20 protein-coding genes are annotated in these 18,066 nt (G+C 62.5%); 9 read left to right on the top strand and 11 right to left on the bottom strand.

What is annotated here, in order from left to right; all coding sequences use genetic code 11:
• Positions 1–53 precede the first annotated feature (53 nt).
• Positions 54–530 (top strand): hypothetical protein, encoded by a 477-nt coding sequence (locus KF885_11040; GenBank protein ID MBX3049692.1) that lies wholly within the window; start codon positions 54–56, stop codon positions 528–530.
• A gap of 48 nt (positions 531–578) precedes the next feature.
• On the opposite strand, the gene KF885_11035 is transcribed toward KF885_11040, so the two are convergent.
• The 5 genes from KF885_11035 to KF885_11015 all read right to left on the bottom strand — a co-directional run bounded on the left by KF885_11035 (position 579) and on the right by KF885_11015 (position 6,186).
• Entirely contained in the window at positions 579–1,277 is a 699-nt protein-coding gene (locus KF885_11035; protein MBX3049691.1) for a LysM peptidoglycan-binding domain-containing protein, read from the bottom strand.
• A 119-nt stretch (positions 1,278–1,396) separates the two neighbouring features.
• Positions 1,397–1,774, bottom strand: a complete 378-nt coding sequence (locus KF885_11030; GenBank protein ID MBX3049690.1) for a cupredoxin domain-containing protein — start codon at positions 1,772–1,774, stop codon at positions 1,397–1,399.
• A 20-nt stretch (positions 1,775–1,794) separates the two neighbouring features.
• Positions 1,795–2,934 carry a hypothetical protein gene (locus KF885_11025; GenBank protein ID MBX3049689.1) on the bottom strand — a complete coding sequence of 380 codons (1,140 nt, stop codon included), beginning with the start codon at positions 2,932–2,934 and terminating at the stop codon, positions 1,795–1,797.
• 1 nt (position 2,935) lies between these two features.
• Entirely contained in the window at positions 2,936–5,509 is a 2,574-nt protein-coding gene (locus tag KF885_11020; GenBank protein ID MBX3049688.1) for an ABC transporter permease, read from the bottom strand.
• A complete protein-coding gene (locus KF885_11015; protein ID MBX3049687.1) occupies positions 5,506–6,186 on the bottom strand; it encodes an ABC transporter ATP-binding protein in 681 nt (226 codons plus the stop codon). The genes KF885_11020 and KF885_11015 overlap by 4 nt, the downstream gene beginning before the upstream one ends.
• 96 nt (positions 6,187–6,282) lie before the next feature.
• Here KF885_11015 and KF885_11010 point away from each other — a divergent pair, with 96 nt between their 5' ends.
• Positions 6,283–7,158, top strand: coding sequence for a DMT family transporter (locus tag KF885_11010; protein ID MBX3049686.1), 876 nt, complete (start codon positions 6,283–6,285; stop codon positions 7,156–7,158).
• A gap of 46 nt (positions 7,159–7,204) precedes the next feature.
• On the opposite strand, the gene mce is transcribed toward KF885_11010, so the two are convergent.
• Positions 7,205–7,753, bottom strand: a complete 549-nt coding sequence (gene mce / locus KF885_11005; GenBank protein ID MBX3049685.1) for a methylmalonyl-CoA epimerase — start codon at positions 7,751–7,753, stop codon at positions 7,205–7,207.
• A gap of 7 nt (positions 7,754–7,760) precedes the next feature.
• Positions 7,761–9,422, bottom strand: a complete 1,662-nt coding sequence (locus KF885_11000) for a methylmalonyl-CoA mutase (protein ID MBX3049684.1) — start codon at positions 9,420–9,422, stop codon at positions 7,761–7,763.
• Between the two features lie 79 nt (positions 9,423–9,501).
• Between KF885_11000 and infA the strand changes: the two genes are divergently transcribed.
• Complete coding sequence (infA, locus tag KF885_10995) at positions 9,502–9,756, top strand: translation initiation factor IF-1 (protein MBX3049683.1); 255 nt, start codon at positions 9,502–9,504, stop codon at positions 9,754–9,756.
• 45 nt (positions 9,757–9,801) lie between these two features.
• Here the strand turns inward: infA and KF885_10990 are convergent, their stop codons facing one another.
• Positions 9,802–10,995, bottom strand: coding sequence for a LysM peptidoglycan-binding domain-containing protein (locus KF885_10990; GenBank protein MBX3049682.1), 1,194 nt, complete (start codon positions 10,993–10,995; stop codon positions 9,802–9,804).
• Positions 10,996–11,054: 59 nt separating this feature from the next.
• On the opposite strand from KF885_10990, the gene rsmG reads away from it, so the two are divergent.
• Positions 11,055–11,774 (top strand): 16S rRNA (guanine(527)-N(7))-methyltransferase RsmG, encoded by a 720-nt coding sequence (gene rsmG / locus KF885_10985; protein MBX3049681.1) that lies wholly within the window; start codon positions 11,055–11,057, stop codon positions 11,772–11,774.
• Positions 11,775–11,890: 116 nt separating this feature from the next.
• Here the strand turns inward: rsmG and KF885_10980 are convergent, their stop codons facing one another.
• Positions 11,891–12,919 (bottom strand): aminotransferase class V-fold PLP-dependent enzyme, encoded by a 1,029-nt coding sequence (locus tag KF885_10980; protein ID MBX3049680.1) that lies wholly within the window; start codon positions 12,917–12,919, stop codon positions 11,891–11,893.
• 60 nt (positions 12,920–12,979) lie between these two features.
• Here KF885_10980 and moeB point away from each other — a divergent pair, with 60 nt between their 5' ends.
• On the top strand, positions 12,980–14,134 hold the full coding sequence (gene moeB, locus KF885_10975) for a molybdopterin-synthase adenylyltransferase MoeB (protein ID MBX3049679.1): 1,155 nt from the start codon (positions 12,980–12,982) through the stop codon (positions 14,132–14,134).
• A 1-nt stretch (position 14,135) separates the two neighbouring features.
• Here the strand turns inward: moeB and KF885_10970 are convergent, their stop codons facing one another.
• A complete protein-coding gene (locus KF885_10970; protein ID MBX3049678.1) occupies positions 14,136–14,633 on the bottom strand; it encodes a hypothetical protein in 498 nt (165 codons plus the stop codon).
• A gap of 73 nt (positions 14,634–14,706) precedes the next feature.
• On the opposite strand from KF885_10970, the gene KF885_10965 reads away from it, so the two are divergent.
• The 4 genes from KF885_10965 (at position 14,707) to KF885_10950 (ending at position 17,281) form a co-directional block, all read left to right on the top strand.
• Positions 14,707–15,561: a PIG-L family deacetylase gene (locus KF885_10965; GenBank protein ID MBX3049677.1), complete on the top strand. Its 855-nt coding sequence runs from the start codon at positions 14,707–14,709 to the stop codon at positions 15,559–15,561.
• Positions 15,562–15,616: 55 nt separating this feature from the next.
• The gene (gene rplS, locus KF885_10960; protein MBX3049676.1) at positions 15,617–16,039 is read left to right on the top strand and encodes a 50S ribosomal protein L19; all 423 of its coding nucleotides are present in this window, start codon (positions 15,617–15,619) and stop codon (positions 16,037–16,039) included.
• Positions 16,040–16,107: 68 nt separating this feature from the next.
• Complete coding sequence (gene murI, locus KF885_10955; GenBank protein MBX3049675.1) at positions 16,108–16,944, top strand: glutamate racemase; 837 nt, start codon at positions 16,108–16,110, stop codon at positions 16,942–16,944.
• A 55-nt stretch (positions 16,945–16,999) separates the two neighbouring features.
• Positions 17,000–17,281 (top strand): DUF4287 domain-containing protein, encoded by a 282-nt coding sequence (locus tag KF885_10950; GenBank protein ID MBX3049674.1) that lies wholly within the window; start codon positions 17,000–17,002, stop codon positions 17,279–17,281.
• A 149-nt stretch (positions 17,282–17,430) separates the two neighbouring features.
• Here the strand turns inward: KF885_10950 and cyaB are convergent, their stop codons facing one another.
• Positions 17,431–18,060, bottom strand: a complete 630-nt coding sequence (cyaB, locus tag KF885_10945; GenBank protein MBX3049673.1) for a class IV adenylate cyclase — start codon at positions 18,058–18,060, stop codon at positions 17,431–17,433.
• Positions 18,061–18,066 lie beyond the last annotated feature (6 nt).

Genomic DNA, 18,066 nt, shown 5'->3' with positions numbered 1-18,066 from the left:
CGATCCCTATGCCTGGCTTGACGCTCGGCGCTCGGCAGGGCTATGATTTTGGTGTGATCGCTCCTCCACACAAACACATTGCCTGCTTGGGCCTGCTGGCAGCCCTTTTGACTGGCTGTGCCGCAACCGTGGCTGAGGGCTGCATGCCGTCTCCCGTTGTTTGGGACCAACCGCCGGACGATCCGGCGGTTGGCGGGGCGCCGCAACCCGGGCACTATTTTGTCAACAGCGATAAGAGCATTTGGGCCTCTGCCTGGTGGGCGGCAGAAGACGCGCATGGGGTCTGGGATGTGGACGCGCAAGGCTACGGGATCAAAGTGGGCTGGTTCCGTCCGGAGGGCGCCGCCTTGCATATAAGCGGTCGGCGCCTGGACGCACCGGCTGCGCCGCTTGTGGCGCAGATCCCCTGCTGCTATCCGACTCGGTTTCAGGCCACCGCATTGATCTTTCCCACTGAAGGCTGCTGGCAGGTTGAAGCCCGAGCCGGCGACCGCGAACTGAGCTTCGTCGTTTGGGTGAGCGAGGATTGAAGTGCTGAGCTCTAAAAAAAGCTCCCGGGTATCCGGGAGCTTTTTGCTTTAGGGGGTCGCTGTTGGCGACTGGATGGGGGTGGGTGAAGGGCCGGGCGTGGCTGTGACCATGTTGACCGGCACCAGCAAGATCTGGCCGACGAAGATGTTGTTGGGATTATCCAGACTGTTGGCCGAGATGATGGCGGCCTCAGTGCTGGCAAAGCGGGCGGCGATCAGCGCCAGGGTGTCGCCCGGCAGCACGAAGTATTCGATCTGGTCGCCGCGACGCAGGTTCTCCGGCAGCGGTGTGGGCGAGGGGATCGCCATATTCGGGTCGGGGATAATCAGCTCCTGCCCAACGAAGAGCACACTGTCGTTGTTCATGCCGTTGAGCAGCATGATGATGATCGGACCTTCGACCGTGTCCAGGCCGAAGCGTTCGGCAATGGCGGAGATCGTATCCCCGGACACCACTGAATATAAGAAAGGCTGTGCGGCGGTGGGCGTGGCCGGAATGGGTGTTTCGGTGGGAGTGTTGGTCACGGTAGGCGTGTTGCTGGGCGTATAGGTCAGCGTGGGCGTGGGCGTGTCGCTGGGGAACAGCGCCCCAGGGCCGCCCGCAGAGACCCAGCTGCCGGTAACCCACAGCCCGGCCGCCACCAGCAAGATGGACAGGACCAACAATAAATAGAAACCGATGCGGCCGCGGCCGCCGCGCCGCGAACGGCTGCTCTTAAGGAGGGTGTAAGGGGGTTTTGAACGCATACATTTCTTCCAAACTTGGCAGTGGATTCTACCCGATGACGGGTGCTTCTCAGTTGATCGCCCCAGCTAACGAATTATATAGCCCAAATGGCGCGGATTGCCCGCAATCGATATGCCTGTCACCAATCGCTAATCACCAACTCACCCAGCATGCCGGCCTCGTCATGGCCGGGAATGCTGCATAAGTAGCTAAAGATGCCATTGCGATCCACGACGAATTCGACCACTTCGGTTTCGCCGGGGGAGAGCAGTACACTGATGTCCAGTTCGAGGATCTCGAAATTGTGATCCAGCGCGCCGTCGTTGCGCAGGGTCAGGCGCAGTGGCTGGTTGGCCTGGGCCTCGATCACGTCTTGGTCCCAATAGATGTCCAAAGCCACCAACGAGATCTCCTGCACGGCAGGTGTGGGCGGCGCAGCGGGGGCCGGGGTTGCACAGGCAGCCAGCAGGCCGGCCAGCGCCAGGGCTGCCCAACAGGGTGTGTGGCGTTTTTGCATAGGGCGGATTCTATCCGGCTTTAGAAATCGCCGTCAAAAGCTTCGGCGTAGCCGGTCAACTCCACGTAGCCCGCGCCATGCACTGGCTGGCTGGCGAGGCTGCCGCTAATGCGCACGGCCCCTTCCCAGTAGATGGTGCGCATGTTCATCTCCTGGTCGTGCATAAAGGGTTGCAGCTCCAGCTCGAGCTGCAACCCTGGAGCCTGGATACGCCAGCCCATGGGGTAGGTGGCCCCAGAGTGCGGGCTGCGCCATTCGTCCAGCACTTGGATGCTGAAATCGCTTTCGTCCAGGTGCGTGGTGGACCCATCCGGATGGATCAAGGTGCCGCTGGAGAAGGGGTCACGGCTGCCATCTTCCCGACGCAGCTCGAAGACCATTAGTTCATAGTCATTGTCCAATTGGATGGAGAACCAGTCCCAGCCCACCTGGCCCGGGGAGAGCACGCTGGTGCTGAATTCGTGATCTTTCCAGCTCAACCCGCTGACCTCAAAACGCTGCTCGCCCAACTGGATCGTACCCTGGGAGAGCAGGCGCGGCTGGGTGTAGTAATACGAGGCGTTGCCGGCATCCGGCCCTTTTTGGCTGTAACCACCCATGCCGTGCAGCACGGGGCCTTTGACGTCGGTCAGCTCCAGGTCCAGCTGCACACCAGCCTGGCTGGCCTGCAGGCGGAAGCTGTGCGGCCCGGTTTGCTCGGCGCGCCAATCTTCCAGCCATATCTGGTAAGGCTGGCCTTGTGCGCCGGCCAGTCCAGCCGCCCCGCGGCTGAAACGCTGGAAGGCGTGGAACTGCTGGCCGACCACATCGGTAACGGCGAAGTGGGCCATGTAGATCTGCCCGCTGGCCCAATCGCTGCTGCGGGGAAAGTTCTGGCTGGCCGGCTGCAGGCCGATGCGGAAGAAGGTCAGCTCATAGCCGAAATGGCGGCCGTCCTCCGTATCCAGGTTGCCGGTGTAGTACCACCACTCGGTCAGGTAGTCTTCGTGCGGGCCAAAGTCTGCCGGGAAACTGAAGCTGCGCGGCCGGTCTGCCCGCAAGAAGCCTTCCGGCGTGGGCAATGGGGTGCCCGCGGCAGGCTCGGAACCGGTTTGGGCCGGGGCGGCGCAGGCGGCCAGCAGGCAAAGGATGAGCAGCGGGAGCAGAAATTTGTTGGCCATGTTAGTCAAAGCGCATCGCATCGGCCGCGCTGCGTTGGCTGGCCCGGTGGGCCGGGTACAGCCCGGCCAGTAAGGCAGCGGCCACGGCGATCAGCAAAGCCTCCACAAAGGGTTGCGGGGTCAGACGCAGGTCCAGGGCCCAGCCAAAGGAACGCTTGTTGATGATCTGCAAGAGGATTTGGGCGACAAAATAGCCGGTGGGCAGGGCCAGCAGCCCGGCCACCAGGCCCATCAGCCCGGTCTCCAGCAGGGTCAAGCCCCACAGCTGGCGTAGGCTCATGCCGATCGCTTTGAGCACGCCCATCTGGCGCTGCTTTTCCAGCAGCAGGGCCAGCATGGCGCTCAGCACGCCGACAAAGGCCACGGCAGTGGTGATCAGTTCCAGGGCGCTGGAGATCAGGAACGTGCGGTCAAAGACTTCCAGGGTCTCGGCGCGCAGGCCGGCGTTGGAGCGGATATTGAGGAATTGGGTGGCGTTGAAGGCCTGGCGCAGCTCTTCCACCACGGCTTCGGGGTCTGTGCCGGTCTCCAGCAGCAGTGAAAAAGCCGAGATGGAGGGGTCGTTCCAGATCGTTTGGTATTGCGGCTGCCACATGGTGACATTGCCGCGGCTGGAGGTGTAATCTCGGAACACGGCCGCGATTGGGAAGGCGCGCAGCCCGCCCGGGGTTTGCAGTTCGATCACATCGCCCATGCCCAGTTCGAGACGGTTGGCCAGCGGTTCCGAGATCATCACAGCGCCTTCCTGCACGGCGGCCCAGACCTCGTCTTCCGTGCCCTGCTTTTCCACATAGATCTGCTCATGCCCGTCGTTGGGATTGTTATTGGCGCTGACCATTAGCGGCCCGTAGGGCGAATCGATCTCGATATTGCGCAGGGAGTGCACGGCCAGCACGCCCGGCCAACTGTCCAGCTGGGCCAGGATGTGCGGGTTGATGGGCACGGCCGGTTCACTGAGGGAAGCGCTGGCCACCGAGCCGTAGACATCGTTGCTGAGGATCTGGTCCAGCCAGTCGATCACCGCGCCGCGGAAGCTGCTGACCATCAGGCTGGCGCCGATGCTGACCGCTACGGCCACCATCAGCGCGGCGATGGCCGGCGAAGTGCGGCTGGTGGCCGCCGAGACCTCCCGCGGCGCCAGGCGGCCCAGCGGCCCCAACAGCCCGCCCAGCAGGCGGGCCAGCCAGGGCATCAGCCCGCGCGTGATCCAAGGCGTGGTGAGGGCCATGCCGATGGTGACCCCGAAGGTGCAGGCGAAACTGCCCACTAGGCCCAGCGGCACGCTGGCTAGCAGGGCGCCGGAGGCCAGGGCCAGCAGCGCGCCGAGCAGCGCAGCCTGGCCCAAGAGCCTGGTGGAAATCAACTCCAGCTGCGAACGGGACATGGTGCGCCGCGGCGGCGACTTGGCCGCCTCCCAGGCCGGCACCAGGGCGGCCAGCAGCGTGGCGACGATGCCCAGTAGGCCGCCTTTGACCAGGCTGCTGGCCGGCAGGCTGACCTCACGTACGGTGAGAGTAAAAAAGACGTCATTGATGGTCTGGGCGACCTGGTCCACTGCGCCGCGGCCGAGCACTACGCCCAGCAGGATGCCGAGGGCGGAGCCCACCAGGCCGACCAGCATGGCCTCGCCCAGCACCAGGATGAAAACTTCACGGCTGCTGACGCCCAGGGCGCGTAGCGTGCCAAAGCTTTGACGGCGCTGCACCACGGAAAAGGTCATGGTGTTGTAGATCAGGAAGAGGCCGACCACCAGGCCCAGCAGACTGAGCGCGGTGAGGTTGGTGCGGAAGGCTCCTGTCATCTGTTCTACAGCTTGGCTGCGGCCTTCGGCGGGCTGCAGGTCCAGCCCGGCGGGCAGGGCGGCTTGCAGGCGGGCCAGGGCGGCTGCGTCGCCGCTGGGCAGGATCAGATCCACGCGCTCCAGCACACCCAGCCGGCCGCTGAACTCCTGGACGGTGGAGATGTCCGCCAGCACCAGGCCTTCCAAGGCGCGGCGGTCCAGGGCGTCTTGCGGCGTGAGCAGCCCGGCGATAGTTGCCGGGCGCAGCACGCCGCCCACGTCTAGTTGAATGCTGTCGCCGGTCGCCAGGCCGTGAGCGGCGGCCATGTCGCTGGAGAGCATGACCGCCCCAGGCACAGTGTAGAAGGCGCCGATCAACGCTGGGTCGATCTGGCGTTGGTCGTCATACAAATAATCACGGAAAGGTTCTTCGGCAAAGGGGTCCACGCCCAGCAGCTGCAGCGGCAGGTCGCCCATCTGTGGCGAGGTGACCAACTGGCTGACCACTGGGGCCATGGGCAGTTCCAGGCCGGCCAGGCGCAATTCCACATAGTCTTGTTCGGGGATGCCGGTGGGACCGGCCGAAATGTAATGCGTGCTGCGGCCGACGACGGCGTCCACGCTGAGGTCAAAGGCGCGGGCGGCGCTGGCATTGGCCACATCCACGCTGACCGCCACGGCCACGCCCAGCGTGATACCCAGCAGCATCAGCAGGCTTTGCAGCGGATGGCTGAGCAGGTAGCGCCAGGCGACTTTGAACAGAGTGGCCGGGGGCCGGCTGGGGACTGCGTTCATTCCACTAGCTTGCCTTCACGCAGGTGCAGCACGCGGTCGGCGCGCTTGGCAATTTCCAAGTTGTGCGTGGCCATGAACAGGTTGTTGCCGGCCTGGCGCGTCAGCGTCTCCAGCAGGTCCATGACCTGTTGGCCGGTCTCTTCGTCCAGGTTGCCGGTGGGTTCATCGGCCAGCACCAACTGTGGGCTGTGCACCAGTGCCCGGGCGATTGCCACGCGCTGCTGCTGGCCGCCGGAGAGCCGGTCTGGGAAGGTGTTGGCGCGCTCGGCCAGGCCGACCAGCTGCAGCAGTTCGTCAGCTTTGGCGGCGGCCTCTGCCGCGCTGGCGCCAGCCAGCTCACGCGGCAGGGCCACGTTTTCCCGCACGGTCAGGGTGGGCAGCAGGTTGAAGAATTGGAAGACGAAGCCGATGTTTTGGCGGCGGAAGAGGGTGCGCTGGCTTTCGTCCATGGCGCTCAACTTTTGGCCGTTGACCCAGATCTCGCCCTGGTCGGCGCGGTCAATCCCGCTGAGCAGGTTGAGCAGCGTGCTTTTCCCGCTGCCGCTGGCACCCACCAGGGCGACGAATTCGCCCTTGGCGATCTCCAACTGGGCCTGGCGCAGCACGTGCAGGCTTTGCCCGGCTTCCTGATAACTTTTGGATAGATTGGTGAGCTTAATGAAAGCAGGTGTACTCATGGCTGCCTTTGGCGAAAAAAGAGTATTTGTTAATAATATCACAAACGATTTGAGATGTGGGCGTAAGGAAGCCGGCGGTGCTAGAATCTATAGTCTATGAAAACAAAAGACTGGCTGGCATTTATCGGCCTCAGCCTCGCCTGGGGCACTTCGTTTTTTTGGATCAAGATCGCACTGGAAGAGGTAGGCCCGTTCCTGCTGGTGGCTTACCGCATCCTGTTTGGCCTGCTGGCTTTGGCCCTGGTGCTGCTGTGGACGCGGCCGCAGTGGCCGCGTGACCGGCGCAGTTACATCGCCATGCTGATCCTGGGCCTGACCAACACGGCCGTGCCCTTTGTGCTCTTCTCCTGGGCTGAGTTGCATGTCGACTCGGCGGTGGCTTCGATCTTCAACAGCAGCATGCCGCTGTTCACCATGGTGATCGCCCATGTGGCGCTGAGCGATGACCGCCTGACGCGCCAACGCGTGCTGGGCCTGCTGGTCGGCTTCGTGGGCGTGGTGGTGCTGGCCCTGCGGGATACAGGCGGGGACGTACGCATGAACCTGCTGGCCCAGGGCGCGCTCTTGCTGGCGGTGTTGTTTTACGCCGGCAGCACGGTCTTCGCCCGCCAGACCACCAAGGGCATTGCGCCGACCGTGCAGGCTTTTGTGCCGCTGGTGATGGCCGACCTGGTGATCTGGAGCGCGGCCCAGGCCGCCGAGGCGCCGCTGGGTTTGCCACAACTGCCCATGACCTGGGTGGCGCTGCTGTGGATGGGGGTGGTGGGCTCGTGCATGGCCTATCTCTTCTACTATTACCTGCTGCACTCGGTTGGGCCGACGCGCCTGGCGATGGTGACCTACATGTTCCCGGTGGTGGGCGTGACGATGGGAGTGCTGTTCCTCAACGAGCGCCTGGATGCTTCGCTGATCATCGGCGCGCTACTGGTGCTGCTTAGTTTGTATATCGTCAACCGGCCGGCCCGAGCCTGACACCTCTGAACAAAACGCTCCAGATATTCTGGAGCGTTTTTGTTGTCTAATTGCGGCGGTCTTTTCCCAGTTCCTCGCGCAGATTGCGCAAAAACTCCATGGCGGCGTTGGCCATGGTCTGCCCTTCGCTCAGCACGCGCTCGGCCAGTTCGCGGGCGCGGTCCAGGCGGATTTCGCTTTCCTTGCCGCTAAGCTCGTAAAGTTCGACCAGGACGCCATAGCTGCTCTCTGGGTGAATAAAGGCGATCTTCTTGCCGCCGGTGCCGATGATCGGTTCGCTGTTGATCAGACGCACCTGTTTTTCTTTGAGGTGTGCCATGGTCTTCTGGATGTCATAAACCTCGAAGCAGATATGGTGCATGCCGGGGCCGTGCTTCTTAAGGAAACGGGCCACGCCGTTATCTTGGCCGGTGGGCTGCACCAGCTCGACTTCGCTTTCGCCGGTGGGCAAAAAGGCCACCAGCGAACCTTCGCTGGGGACGTCCTCCATGTGGGAAAGTTGCATGCCCAGCGTGTCCTGCCAAAAGGTCAGCGCCTGGCTGATGTCGTCCACGACGACGGCGATGTGGTCAATCTTCTTGATAAAACCCGGCATAAGACTCCTAAGCGGTGGCGGGGGGTTGGTATTCGCCCCACAGGCTGCGCAAACATCCGCAGATCTCTCCCAAGGTGATGTCGTTCTCCAAACAGGTGATGAACAGCGGCAGCAGGTTCTCGTGGCCGCGGGCGGCGTTCTCCAGTTGACCGAGCAGCTCTGCGGTCCGGGCCGCAGAGCGCCGGGCACGCAAGGCCGCCAGCCGCTGCACCTGCTCAGCCTCAATGGCCGGGTCGATCTGCAAGCGTTCCAGGTTCAGGCTTTCCTGGCTGGTGTAGGCGTTGACGCCGACCACGATCTCCTCGCCGCTCTCCAGCGCTTGCTGGAAGCTGTAGGCGGCAGACTGGATCTCGCCTTGGATGTAGCCGGCCTCAATGGCGGCCAGGGCGCCGCCGCGCTGCTCGATCTCTTTCAAATAGCCGTTGGCTTGCTCTTCAATCGCATTGGTCAAATACTCCAGCGCGTAGGAGCCGCCCAGCGGGTCGACCGTGTCGCCGGCCTTGGTCTCGTGCGCCAGGATCTGCTGGGTGCGCAGGGCGACGCGCACGGCCTGCTCGGTGGGCAGCCAGAGGGCTTCGTCCATGCTGTTGGTGTGCAGCGACTGGGCGCCGCCCATCACCGCCGCCAGAGCCTGCACGGTGACGCGGGCCACGTTGTTCTGCGGCTGCTGCGCCGTCAGGGTGGAGCCGGCGGTCTGGGCATGGAAACGCAGCTTACAGGCCGCGTCGCTTTGGGCGCCGAAGCGGCCGCGCATGATGCGCGCCCACAGCCGGCGGGCGGCGCGGAACTTGGCGACTTCTTCCAGAAAATTGTTGTGCGCATTGAAAAAGAACGAGATCTGGGCGGCAAAGGCCTCCAGGTCCAGGCCGGCGTCCAAGGCCTCTTGCACATAGGCGATGCCGTTGGCCAGGGTGAAAGCCACTTCCTGCGCGGCGGTGGAGCCGGCCTCACGGATGTGGTAACCGGAAATGCTGATGGTGTTCCAGCGCGGCACTTCCTGCGCGCAGTAGCGGAACAGGTCGGTGATCAGGCGCATGGACGGCCCGGGCGGGAAGATGTAAGTGCCGCGGGCGATATATTCCTTGAGGATATCGTTCTGCACCGTGCCGCGCAGCTGGCTGGGTTGCACGCCCTGGCGTTTTCCTACGGCCACATACATGGCCAGCAGCACGGCCGCCGGGGCGTTGATGGTCATGCTGGTGGAGACCTTGTCCAGCGGGATGCCGTCAAACAGGGTCTGCATATCCTCCAGCGAGGAGATGCTGACGCCGACCTTGCCGACCTCGCCCAGAGCCATCGGGTCATCGGCATCGTAGCCGATCTGGGTGGGCAGGTCAAAGGCCACGGAGAGGCCGGACTGGCCCTGTTCCAGCAGGTAGCGGTAGCGTTTGTTGGATTCGGCTGCGCTGGAATAGCCGGCGTACTGGCGCATGGTCCATAGACGGCCCCGGTACATGTTGGGCTGCACGCCGCGCGTGAACGGGAACTCGCCTGGGTAGCCCAGGTCGGTGTCTGGCGGCAGATCTTCGGCGCTCAGCAGCGGCGGCAGGGCCAGCCCGCTGGTGGTCTCGAAGGCCGGCTTGCGTTCGGGGTGCTTGTCCAACGCCGGCTGCAGAGTGTCCGCTTCCCAGCGCGATTTGCCCGATTTCTTGGGGGATTTTGCCGCCATGCTGCGAGTATACCGCCGGATGCCTGCCTGCCCGATTGGGCAGGTATACTTTGGCCGTGTTTAAGGTATAGTTAAGCCAATGGCAAAAGAAAAAGACACAATCAAAGTTGAAGGAACCGTTATCGAAGCTTTGCCTGGAACACAGTTCCAGGTGGAATTGGAGAACGGCCATAAGGTATTGGCCTACCTGTCAGGCAAAATGCGCCGCTTCTATATCCGTATTTTGCTGGGCGACCGCGTCACATTGGAAATGTCGCCCTACGACATGAACCGCGGCCGCATCGTCTATCGCTATAACAAGGCCAGTTCACCCGCCCCCACCGAGGGGCTGTAAACCCACACATCCAAAAAAAGCCCGGTGAAGCCGGGCTTTTTGTGTTTAATCCAAAGTGATGTTTTGGCCGGGGGCCAGCAGGTAAGGGAAGGCGATGTTGTTGTGGCCGGCCAGACGCAGCCAGTCCAGACCGTAGAACTGGGCGATCATCACCAGGCTCTCGCTGCGGGTCGCCGTGTAGCTGGCTGGCGGTTGCGCGGCGGGCCATTCGGCGTCCTCCTCGGGCAGCTGGAGCACATCGCCGGCATGCAGGTCAAAGGGCGGCAGCAAACCATTGGCTCGCGCCAGGGCCAGCCAGTCCAGCTCCAGCGTTTCAGCCACCTTTAGCAAGTAGTCGCCGCGCTGCACGGTATAAGTTTGCGGCTCTTCTACGTCCGGTTCGTTTTCCTCGAGGGGCTCTTCGCTTTGCGCGTCAGCGCTGAGCAGCAGCACCTGGCCGGTATAGATCAGATAGGGGTAGCTGATGCCGTTTAGCGCGGCCAGGTCCGGCCAGTAGAGATTGAAGCGATTGGCCACCCGGTTGAGCGTGTCGCCTGACTGGACAGTGTACGTGCTGCCGCTGGCATTGCTAGGCTGGCGCTCGGCGGGCAGCTGCCCGCTGCCCTCACCAATCACGGCCATATTGCCCAGCACGCTCCACGAGGCCAGGAAGTTCTGCAGGGGATGCGTGATGGTATAGCCCGTGAGGGCATCCACCAGGTGCACGCGGCTCTCGTCGTAGCCGATGAGCACCATGCTGTGCTGGTTGTTGGCCACCGTGACCGTGTCGCCGGCTTTGGTGGTGTAATCGCGCGGGGTGCCGGCCCAGACCGTGCCGATGACCCAGACGATGGCGGGCCGCCCGGCGGCGATCTCGGCGCGCAGGTCGTCCCAGCGCAGGCCGGTCTCGGCCTGCGCGTCCAACCCATATTCGCGCAACAGTTCGGCTACCGGGGCGGCGTGCACGCCGTAGGCCGCCGGGGGAATGTAGCCCCAGGGGCCGTTGACGTCTCCGACGAAGCCTTTGTTGGGGTCGTCGGAGCGCGGCAGGCGGTTGAGGAACTCGGTCTCGTCAATGTACACGCCCCAGTAGGCGCCCCAGTCCGCCGCCGAGCGCGACTCACAGGAGAGTGAATAGGTCTGGGCGCGGCCGACAAAGGACGAGATGTAGGCCTGGTCCGGGATCTGGGCCGCAACGGGGCTGGGGACCAGCCACAGCAGAGCGGCCACAGCAAACAAGGTGGCGAGTACAGCTTTCATGCGATGGTGACTATATCCTCAATGCCTGCCTGGTCGCAACCGGGCCGTATAATCCAATCATGCCGGATTTTGCCAAGACGATACACGATTGGCTGGGCGTCTCTGTTACCGACGAGCAGCTGGCCGCCTTTGACCAGTACGCCGCCGAGCTGGCGGCCTGGAACCAGCGCTTCAACCTGACCACGATCACTGAGCTGGAGCAGGTGCGCACGCGCCATTTCCTCGACTCGCTGAGCTGCTGGCTGGCGCTGGGCGCGGCCCCCGGCCGTTTGGCCGACGTGGGGACCGGGGCGGGGCTGCCGGGGCTGCCGCTCAAGATCCTGCAGCCGGGGCTGCCGCTGACGCTGATCGAAGCCACGGCCAAGAAGGCCGGGTTCCTGGAGCACATGGTGCAAGTTTTGCGCCTGAAGGATGTGCAAGTGCTGGCCGCCCGGGCGGAAGAGGCCGGACAGCTGCCGGCTGAGCGCGCGGCTTACGACTGGGCCGTGGCGCGGGCGCTGGCCCCGCTGCCGGTGTTGGCGGAGTACCTGCTGCCTTTGGTGCGCGTGGGCGGCCGCATGCTGGCCCAAAAGGGCCGGGAAGCGGCCGCTGAACTGTCCGCGGCGCAGGAAGCCATCCGCCTGCTGGGCGGCGGCCCAGCGCAACTACTGCCCGCCGAGGTGCCTGGGTTGGATGAGGAGCGCTGGCTGATAGTAGTAGAGAAAGTGGCGGAAACGCCGGCCAAGTACCCGCGCCGGCCGGGGATGCCCAGCAAGCGGCCGCTGCGAGCTGATTCTTAGCGGCAAGCTCTGCCAACATATAAATTGCTTTGTCGCACTTGCTCCGCAAGTACTCCTCGCAAAATGACGAATCGTTTGGAAGCGCACCTTTCCCGGCTTGCGGCATCTGGCCGCGGCTAGGCCAATTGTTTCAGATCCACCAGGAACTGGTCCACCGCTTTCTCGGGCGTGGCCCAAGAGGTGACCAGGCGGACGGCGGAGTGGCCGTCCGCTTGTGGTTCCCAAAGATAGAAACCGTAATCAGCCTGTACGCGCTTAATCAGCGCATCGGGCAGGATCGGAAAGATCTGGTTGCTGGCGGGTGGGGTGAGGAAGCTGAAGCCGAGGGCCTGGATGCCGGCAGCTAGCTGGTGGGCCATTTGGTTGGCGTGCCGGGCGAGGTCAAAATACAACTCGTCGCTGAAGAGCTCCAGGAATTGCACGCCGATGGAGCGTCCCTTAGCCAGCAACCCGCCGCGCTGTTTGATGTGGCGTCGAAATTCCGGCTGGAGGGCCGGGTTGTTGATCACGATGGCCTCGCCCAGCAAAGCGCCATTCTTGGTGCCGCCGATGTAAAACATGTCGGTCAGTTGGGCGATGTGGCCAAGGGTCAGGTCGGCCTGCGGTGCGGTAAGGGCTGAACCCAAGCGAGCGCCGTCCAGATATAGATAGAGGCCATGGCTATGGCAGAACCGGCTGAGGGCTTCCAGTTCTTGTTTGGAATAAATCGTGCCGACTTCGGTGGAGTGGGAGAGAAAAACCACTTTAGGTTTGGTCATATGCTCGTCAGCGTGGCGCACGATCAGCGGCTCCAGCCTGTCCGGGCGGAGCTTGCCGTCTGGGGTGGGGATGGCCTCGATGCGGTGCCCGGTGGCTTCGACCGCGCCGGCTTCATGTACGTTGATGTGCCCCGTCACAGGGGCGATCACGGATTCATAGGGTTTGAGCATCGAAGCCAGGCAGAGTAAGTTGGCCTGGGTGCCGCCGGAGACAAAATGAACCGCAGCGTCCGAGCTGCCGATGGCGTTTTGGATGCGCTTCTGGGCTTCCAGGGATACTTCGTCTTCGCCATAGCCCGTCATCTGCTGCAGGTTGGTGGTCCCCAGACGTTGCAGGATCCTGGGGTGGGCTCCCTCTGAATAATCATTGAAGAACATGTGCTTCATGCGCTGATTATAGTGGCGATGGTTTCGGATCGCTGATTGCTCTCTGATATAGTAGTCGCCATGTCTGCCGAGCTGTCCCGTGACGAACTGCTGCGCTATTCACGCCACTTGCTGATCCCGCAGGTGGGGCTGGACGGTCAACGCAAACTCAAGGCCGCCTCGGTGCTAGTGGTCGGCGCAGGCGGGTTGGGCTCTCCGGCTGCCTTGTACCTGGCCGCCGCCGGAGTGGGGCGCATTGGCCTGGTGGACTACGATGTGGTCGACGCCTCGAACTTGCAGCGCCAGGTGATCCATGGGACATCCAATCTCGACCAGCTCAAAGTCGAATCGGCCCGCAGCCGCCTGCTCGACCTGAACCCGGGCATTGATGTGCCGGTCTACAACGAGAGCTTGACCTCGGCCAATGCTCTGCGCATTGTTCAAGGCTACGACCTGGTGATCGACGGCACGGACAATTTCCCCACGCGTTATCTGGTCAACGATGTTTGCGTCAAGCTGGGCATCCCCAACGTGTATGGGTCGATCTTCCGCTTTGACGGCCAGGTGAGCGTCTTTGCCGCCAAAGACGGCCCCTGCTACCGTTGCCTGTTCCCCGACCCGCCCCCGCCGGGCAGTGTGCCCAGCTGCGCAGAAGGCGGCGTGCTGGGCGTCTTGCCGGGCATCATTGGCTCACTGCAGGCCAGCGAAGGCCTCAAGCTGTTGCTGGGGATCGGCGAGCCGCTGGTGGGCAAGTTGCTGCTTTTTCACGCGCTGGACATGCGCTTCGATACGATAAAACTTCGCAAAGATCCAAACTGTACCGTGTGCAGCCTGCCGTCCGAACAGATCGAGCTGATCGATTATGAAGCTTTCTGCGGTGTGCCGGCCCACGACCACGATGAGAGGCCTATGGACAAAGAATTTGAAATCACCCCGCAGGCATTGGCTGCCCAGATCCAGCAGGGCCACCCGCCGCGCTTGATCGACGTGCGCGAGCCGCACGAATTGCACATTTCCCAGCTGCCAAACGCCGAGCTGATCCCACTGGGCGAATTGCCCGCCCGCTTGCCCGAATTGGACCCGTCGGTCGAGATGGTCATCCTCTGCCGTTCCGGCTCGCGCTCCGAGCGCGCCGTGGAATTCCTGCGGGCGGCGGGCTTCACCAAGGTCAAGAACCTGGTGGGCGGCATCAATGCCTGGGCCCGGCAAGTGGACCCCAATCTCTCCGTCTATTAGGCTATTTCTCTTCTAACGACAGGATCCAGTGGGTCGGTGGGTATGGCAGGTAATGGACGCGATACTGCCGGTGTTTTTGTAGCGCCTGGAATTGGTTGGATTGCAGCTGGAAACGCACGCCGCCGATCTCGGCGTAATAGGCGGTCCACCTGCGCACCTTGGCCGTGGATAAGGCGGGAGAGCCGCTGACGGTTTGGACACGGCCCTTGGCCAGCACTTGGTTGAGGCGAGAACCCCTGAATAAAGCGATGCCCAGAATTAGCAGATAGAGCGCATAGGCTGGCAACAGGTAGGGTATGGATTGCTCAAAGCCGGTGGGTTCCAGCAAGTAGACCAAGCCAACCACCACGAGCGGGCTAAATCCCCCCACGGCAGCCGCCAATTGCAGCCGTTTGTGCGCCCCCAACAGAAATGCGCTGACCACTTCCTGCTGGCGGGCAGACAGTCTGCCGGCTTTATTGGCTTGCAAATCACTGGGAGTAAAGCCAAATTCCTTCATTGCGGTATTCTAGTTGAGACAAAGCCAGCCCACAGGACTATAATGTTGTCTTCGCCTCCGAACAGGTATTGCCATGAACACTACTCCTAAAACTATTTTGGTTGTGATGGCCCACCCAGACGACGAGTCGTTTGGCATGGGCGGCACACTGGCTTATTACTCCAGCCTGGGGGTGGACGTGCACCTGGTGTGCGCCACGCGCGGCGAAGCCGGCACGGTCGACCCTGAATATCTGCAGAAGTACAAGACCATCGCCGAGCTGCGCGAGGCGGAACTGCACTGCGCCGGCCAGGCCCTGGGGCTGAAGAGCATTTCCTTCCTGGACTACCGCGACTCGGGTATGGTCGGTTCGCAGGACAACCAAAACCCCGCTTCGCTGGTGCAGGCGCCGCTGGAGCAGGTGGCCGAGCGCATTGTCGGCCACATCCGCCGGCTGAAGCCGCAAGTGGTGATCACTTTCGACGAGACTGGCGGCTACTACCATCCGGACCACATTGCGGTGCATAAGGCCACTGTGGCGGCCTTCCATGCCGCCGGCGACGCGGCGCAGTTCCCCAAAGCCGGGGCGCCTTTCCAGCCCGACAAACTCTTCTTCAACGCCCGCAACCGTGCCCGTCTGCGCCGGGCGGTGCTGTTCATGCGCCTGCTGCGCAAAGACCCCTCCAAAGTGGGACGCAACAAAGATATTGACCTGACCCGGCTGGCCCGCGATGTGGACACGCCCAAGCACGTCAGCATTAATTACCGCAGCGTGCAGGCGCGCAAGGACCAGGCGGATGCCTGCCACGCCAGCCAGGGCGGCGGCCGTTTCATTGGATCCAACCTGTTGGAGGTGGTGGCGCGTTGGCTGGGCAACCAGGACCATTTCACCCAAGGCTATCCACTTGTCGCAGAGGATTACCGCTCTACGGATTTCTTCGCCAGCTAAATTTAGAGGTATGGTAAAATCCGTTGCTGTTTGAACCGAGAGGAAAAGAAAATCGATGTCTGAATTGTTAAAGGCCGTTGCGGCCGCCCCCAATCCGAATATTCCTGCCCTGCGCCCCGGCGACCAGGTCAGCGTGCACGTCAAGATCAAGGAAGGCGACCGTGAGCGCATCCAGGAGTTCAAGGGTGTTGTCTTGCGTGCCGGCAAATCTGCCAATACCAAAAACTTCACCGTGCGCCGCGTGGCCAGCAATGGTATCGGCGTCGAACGCACTTTCCTGGTGCATTCGCCGCTGATCGACAAAGTGGTGGTCGAGCACAGCTCCGTGGTGCGCCGCGCCAACCTGGGTTACCTGCGCGGTCTGACCGGCAAGAAGGCCCGCCTCAAGCAGAAGTTCAGCGACCTGCCCAAGAAGGGCAAGGGCAAAGCCAAAGCGGCTCCCGCAGAGGAAGCCGCCGAGAGCGAAGCCGAAGCCTAGACTTGGAACGCAATTTCAGACCCATTCTGGTATAAAACACGGGCAGCCAACAGGCTGCCCGTTTGTTTATGTCGACTTCCCCATTACCCACCGCTCCAATTGGCGCTTTCGATTCCGGTGTCGGCGGCCTGAGCGTGCTGCGGGCCATCCAGGCCCAGCTGCCGCAGGAGCACACGCTCTACGTGGCGGACCAGGCGCATGTGCCTTACGGCCCGCGCGGCCTGCAGGAAGTGCGGCGCCTGTCTGAAGGCGTCGTGGAATTCTTGATGGGCCAGGGGGTCAAGCTGATCGTGATCCCCTGCAACACCGCCTCAGCCGCGGCGCTGCACGCCCTGCGCGCCCAATACCCCGGCTTCCCCTTCGTGGGCATGGAGCCGGCGGTGAAGCCCGCGGCGGAGCACACCACCAGCGGAGTGGTGGGTGTGCTGGCCACGCCCACCACTTTTGAGGGCGAGCTATACGCCTCAGTGGTGGAGCGCTTTGGCGGCGGTGTGACCCTGCTGCAGGATGCCTGCCCGGGCCTGGTGGCCGAGATCGAAGCCGGGCGGGCGGATGGGGTGGAGGCAGAGCGCATCCTGCGCGCAGCCCTGGAGCCGATGCTGGCCTGGGGGCTGGACACGGTGGTGCTGGGCTGCACGCATTACCCCTTTTCCTTTGACGTTATTCGGCGGATCGTGGGCGAGGACGTGCGTCTGATCGACCCGGCGCCGGCCATCGCCCGCCGGGCGGCCGCGCTGCTGGACGCCGCCGGGCTGCGCAACCCGGGGCCGGCCGGCATGACCCGCTATCTGACCAGCGGGGATCCGGCGGCCATGCAGGCCAGGGTGGCAGAACTGTTGGGGCAGCAAGTAAACGTGGAAGGCCTGCGGTGGGCAGCAGGTCAGCTGCAGCCGGTGGAGACCTAAATCAAGTTTTATGCGTTCTTTTACACTGTAGACGACAGACGCAGGAGGAAGATAAATGTCATTTCAAGCCTATTTGGACAATATTGAATTGAAGACAGGCAAGACGCCCAATGAATTCCTGGCGCTGGCCAAGGAAAAAGGCTTTGGCGCGGAGACCAAAGCTGGTGAGATCGTGGCCTGGCTCAAAGAGGACTTCGATCTGGGGCGCGGCCACGCGATGGCGCTGGTGCACGTGATCAAGAACGGCCCGCAGATCAGCGATAAGCACGTGGACAGCGGCGGCAGCCACAGCGACGACAGCGATGTGTTGCGCCTGGACGGTATCAAGAATCGCTAAGTGCGGGACGGGCTAGTCTCACTTAATTCGTCTTTCTGAGCAGGCTTACAGCCATCCTGTAAGCCTCGCGAAGAAGTTTTTGTACGTAAGCTTCGAGCTAGCTGAATTTGAGGTGGTTAAAACAAACGCCCCGAGAGGGGCGTTTTTGTTTAAGCTAAGGCGGTGTCCGCTTCTTGAATGCCGCTGCGGTGCAGATCCACCGTCACGTTCTCGAAATTGGCGAAGGTGATGTCGTTGAAAGACAATTGAAACAGCTCTTTAAGGCGCCGGAAAATGCTGACATAAGTTTCCGGCAGACGCAGCTCCCAGTTCAAGTCCAGGGCGCTGGCCGCGCCTGGCAGCGTTTCGGCTTGGCCGCTCTCAATTTCCACGAAATCCCCGTAGGGCATTTCGTCCAAGGTGACTTTCATACCTTGCAATGCATAGGTAGTGCGGTACTTCTCGTACACAAAACGGGAGCGAAAGCCCAGGGCTTCGATCAGCTTTTGTGCGGCGGCGAAGTTGCTGACCTCGAACTCGATCTCCTGTCGGGCCAGCGCGCCGCCCAGCGTAGTGCTGGGCCCTTTATAGGTAATGTGGCTGGCAAAGTCACGGCGCAGGCGCAGCATGCTCTTCTGCTGGCTCAGGCTGCCCTCCGGCGTGTCAAAGCGCAAATTGTATTCGTGCGTGCGCGGCTGCACCAGAGTAGCCCCGGCTTTTACCAGGCGGGTTTCGATCTCAGGCAGGCTGCGGACGAAAAACTTAACCTCAATCTCTTTGTCACTGTGCGAAATAACCATGTTGTG

It is taken from the genome of Anaerolineales bacterium (assembly GCA_019637805.1).
Taxonomy (GTDB): Bacteria; Chloroflexota; Anaerolineae; order Anaerolineales; family UBA11579; genus JAMCZK01.
Note: the sequence above shows the minus strand (reverse complement) of the source record. Positions and strands in the feature narration are given on the sequence as shown.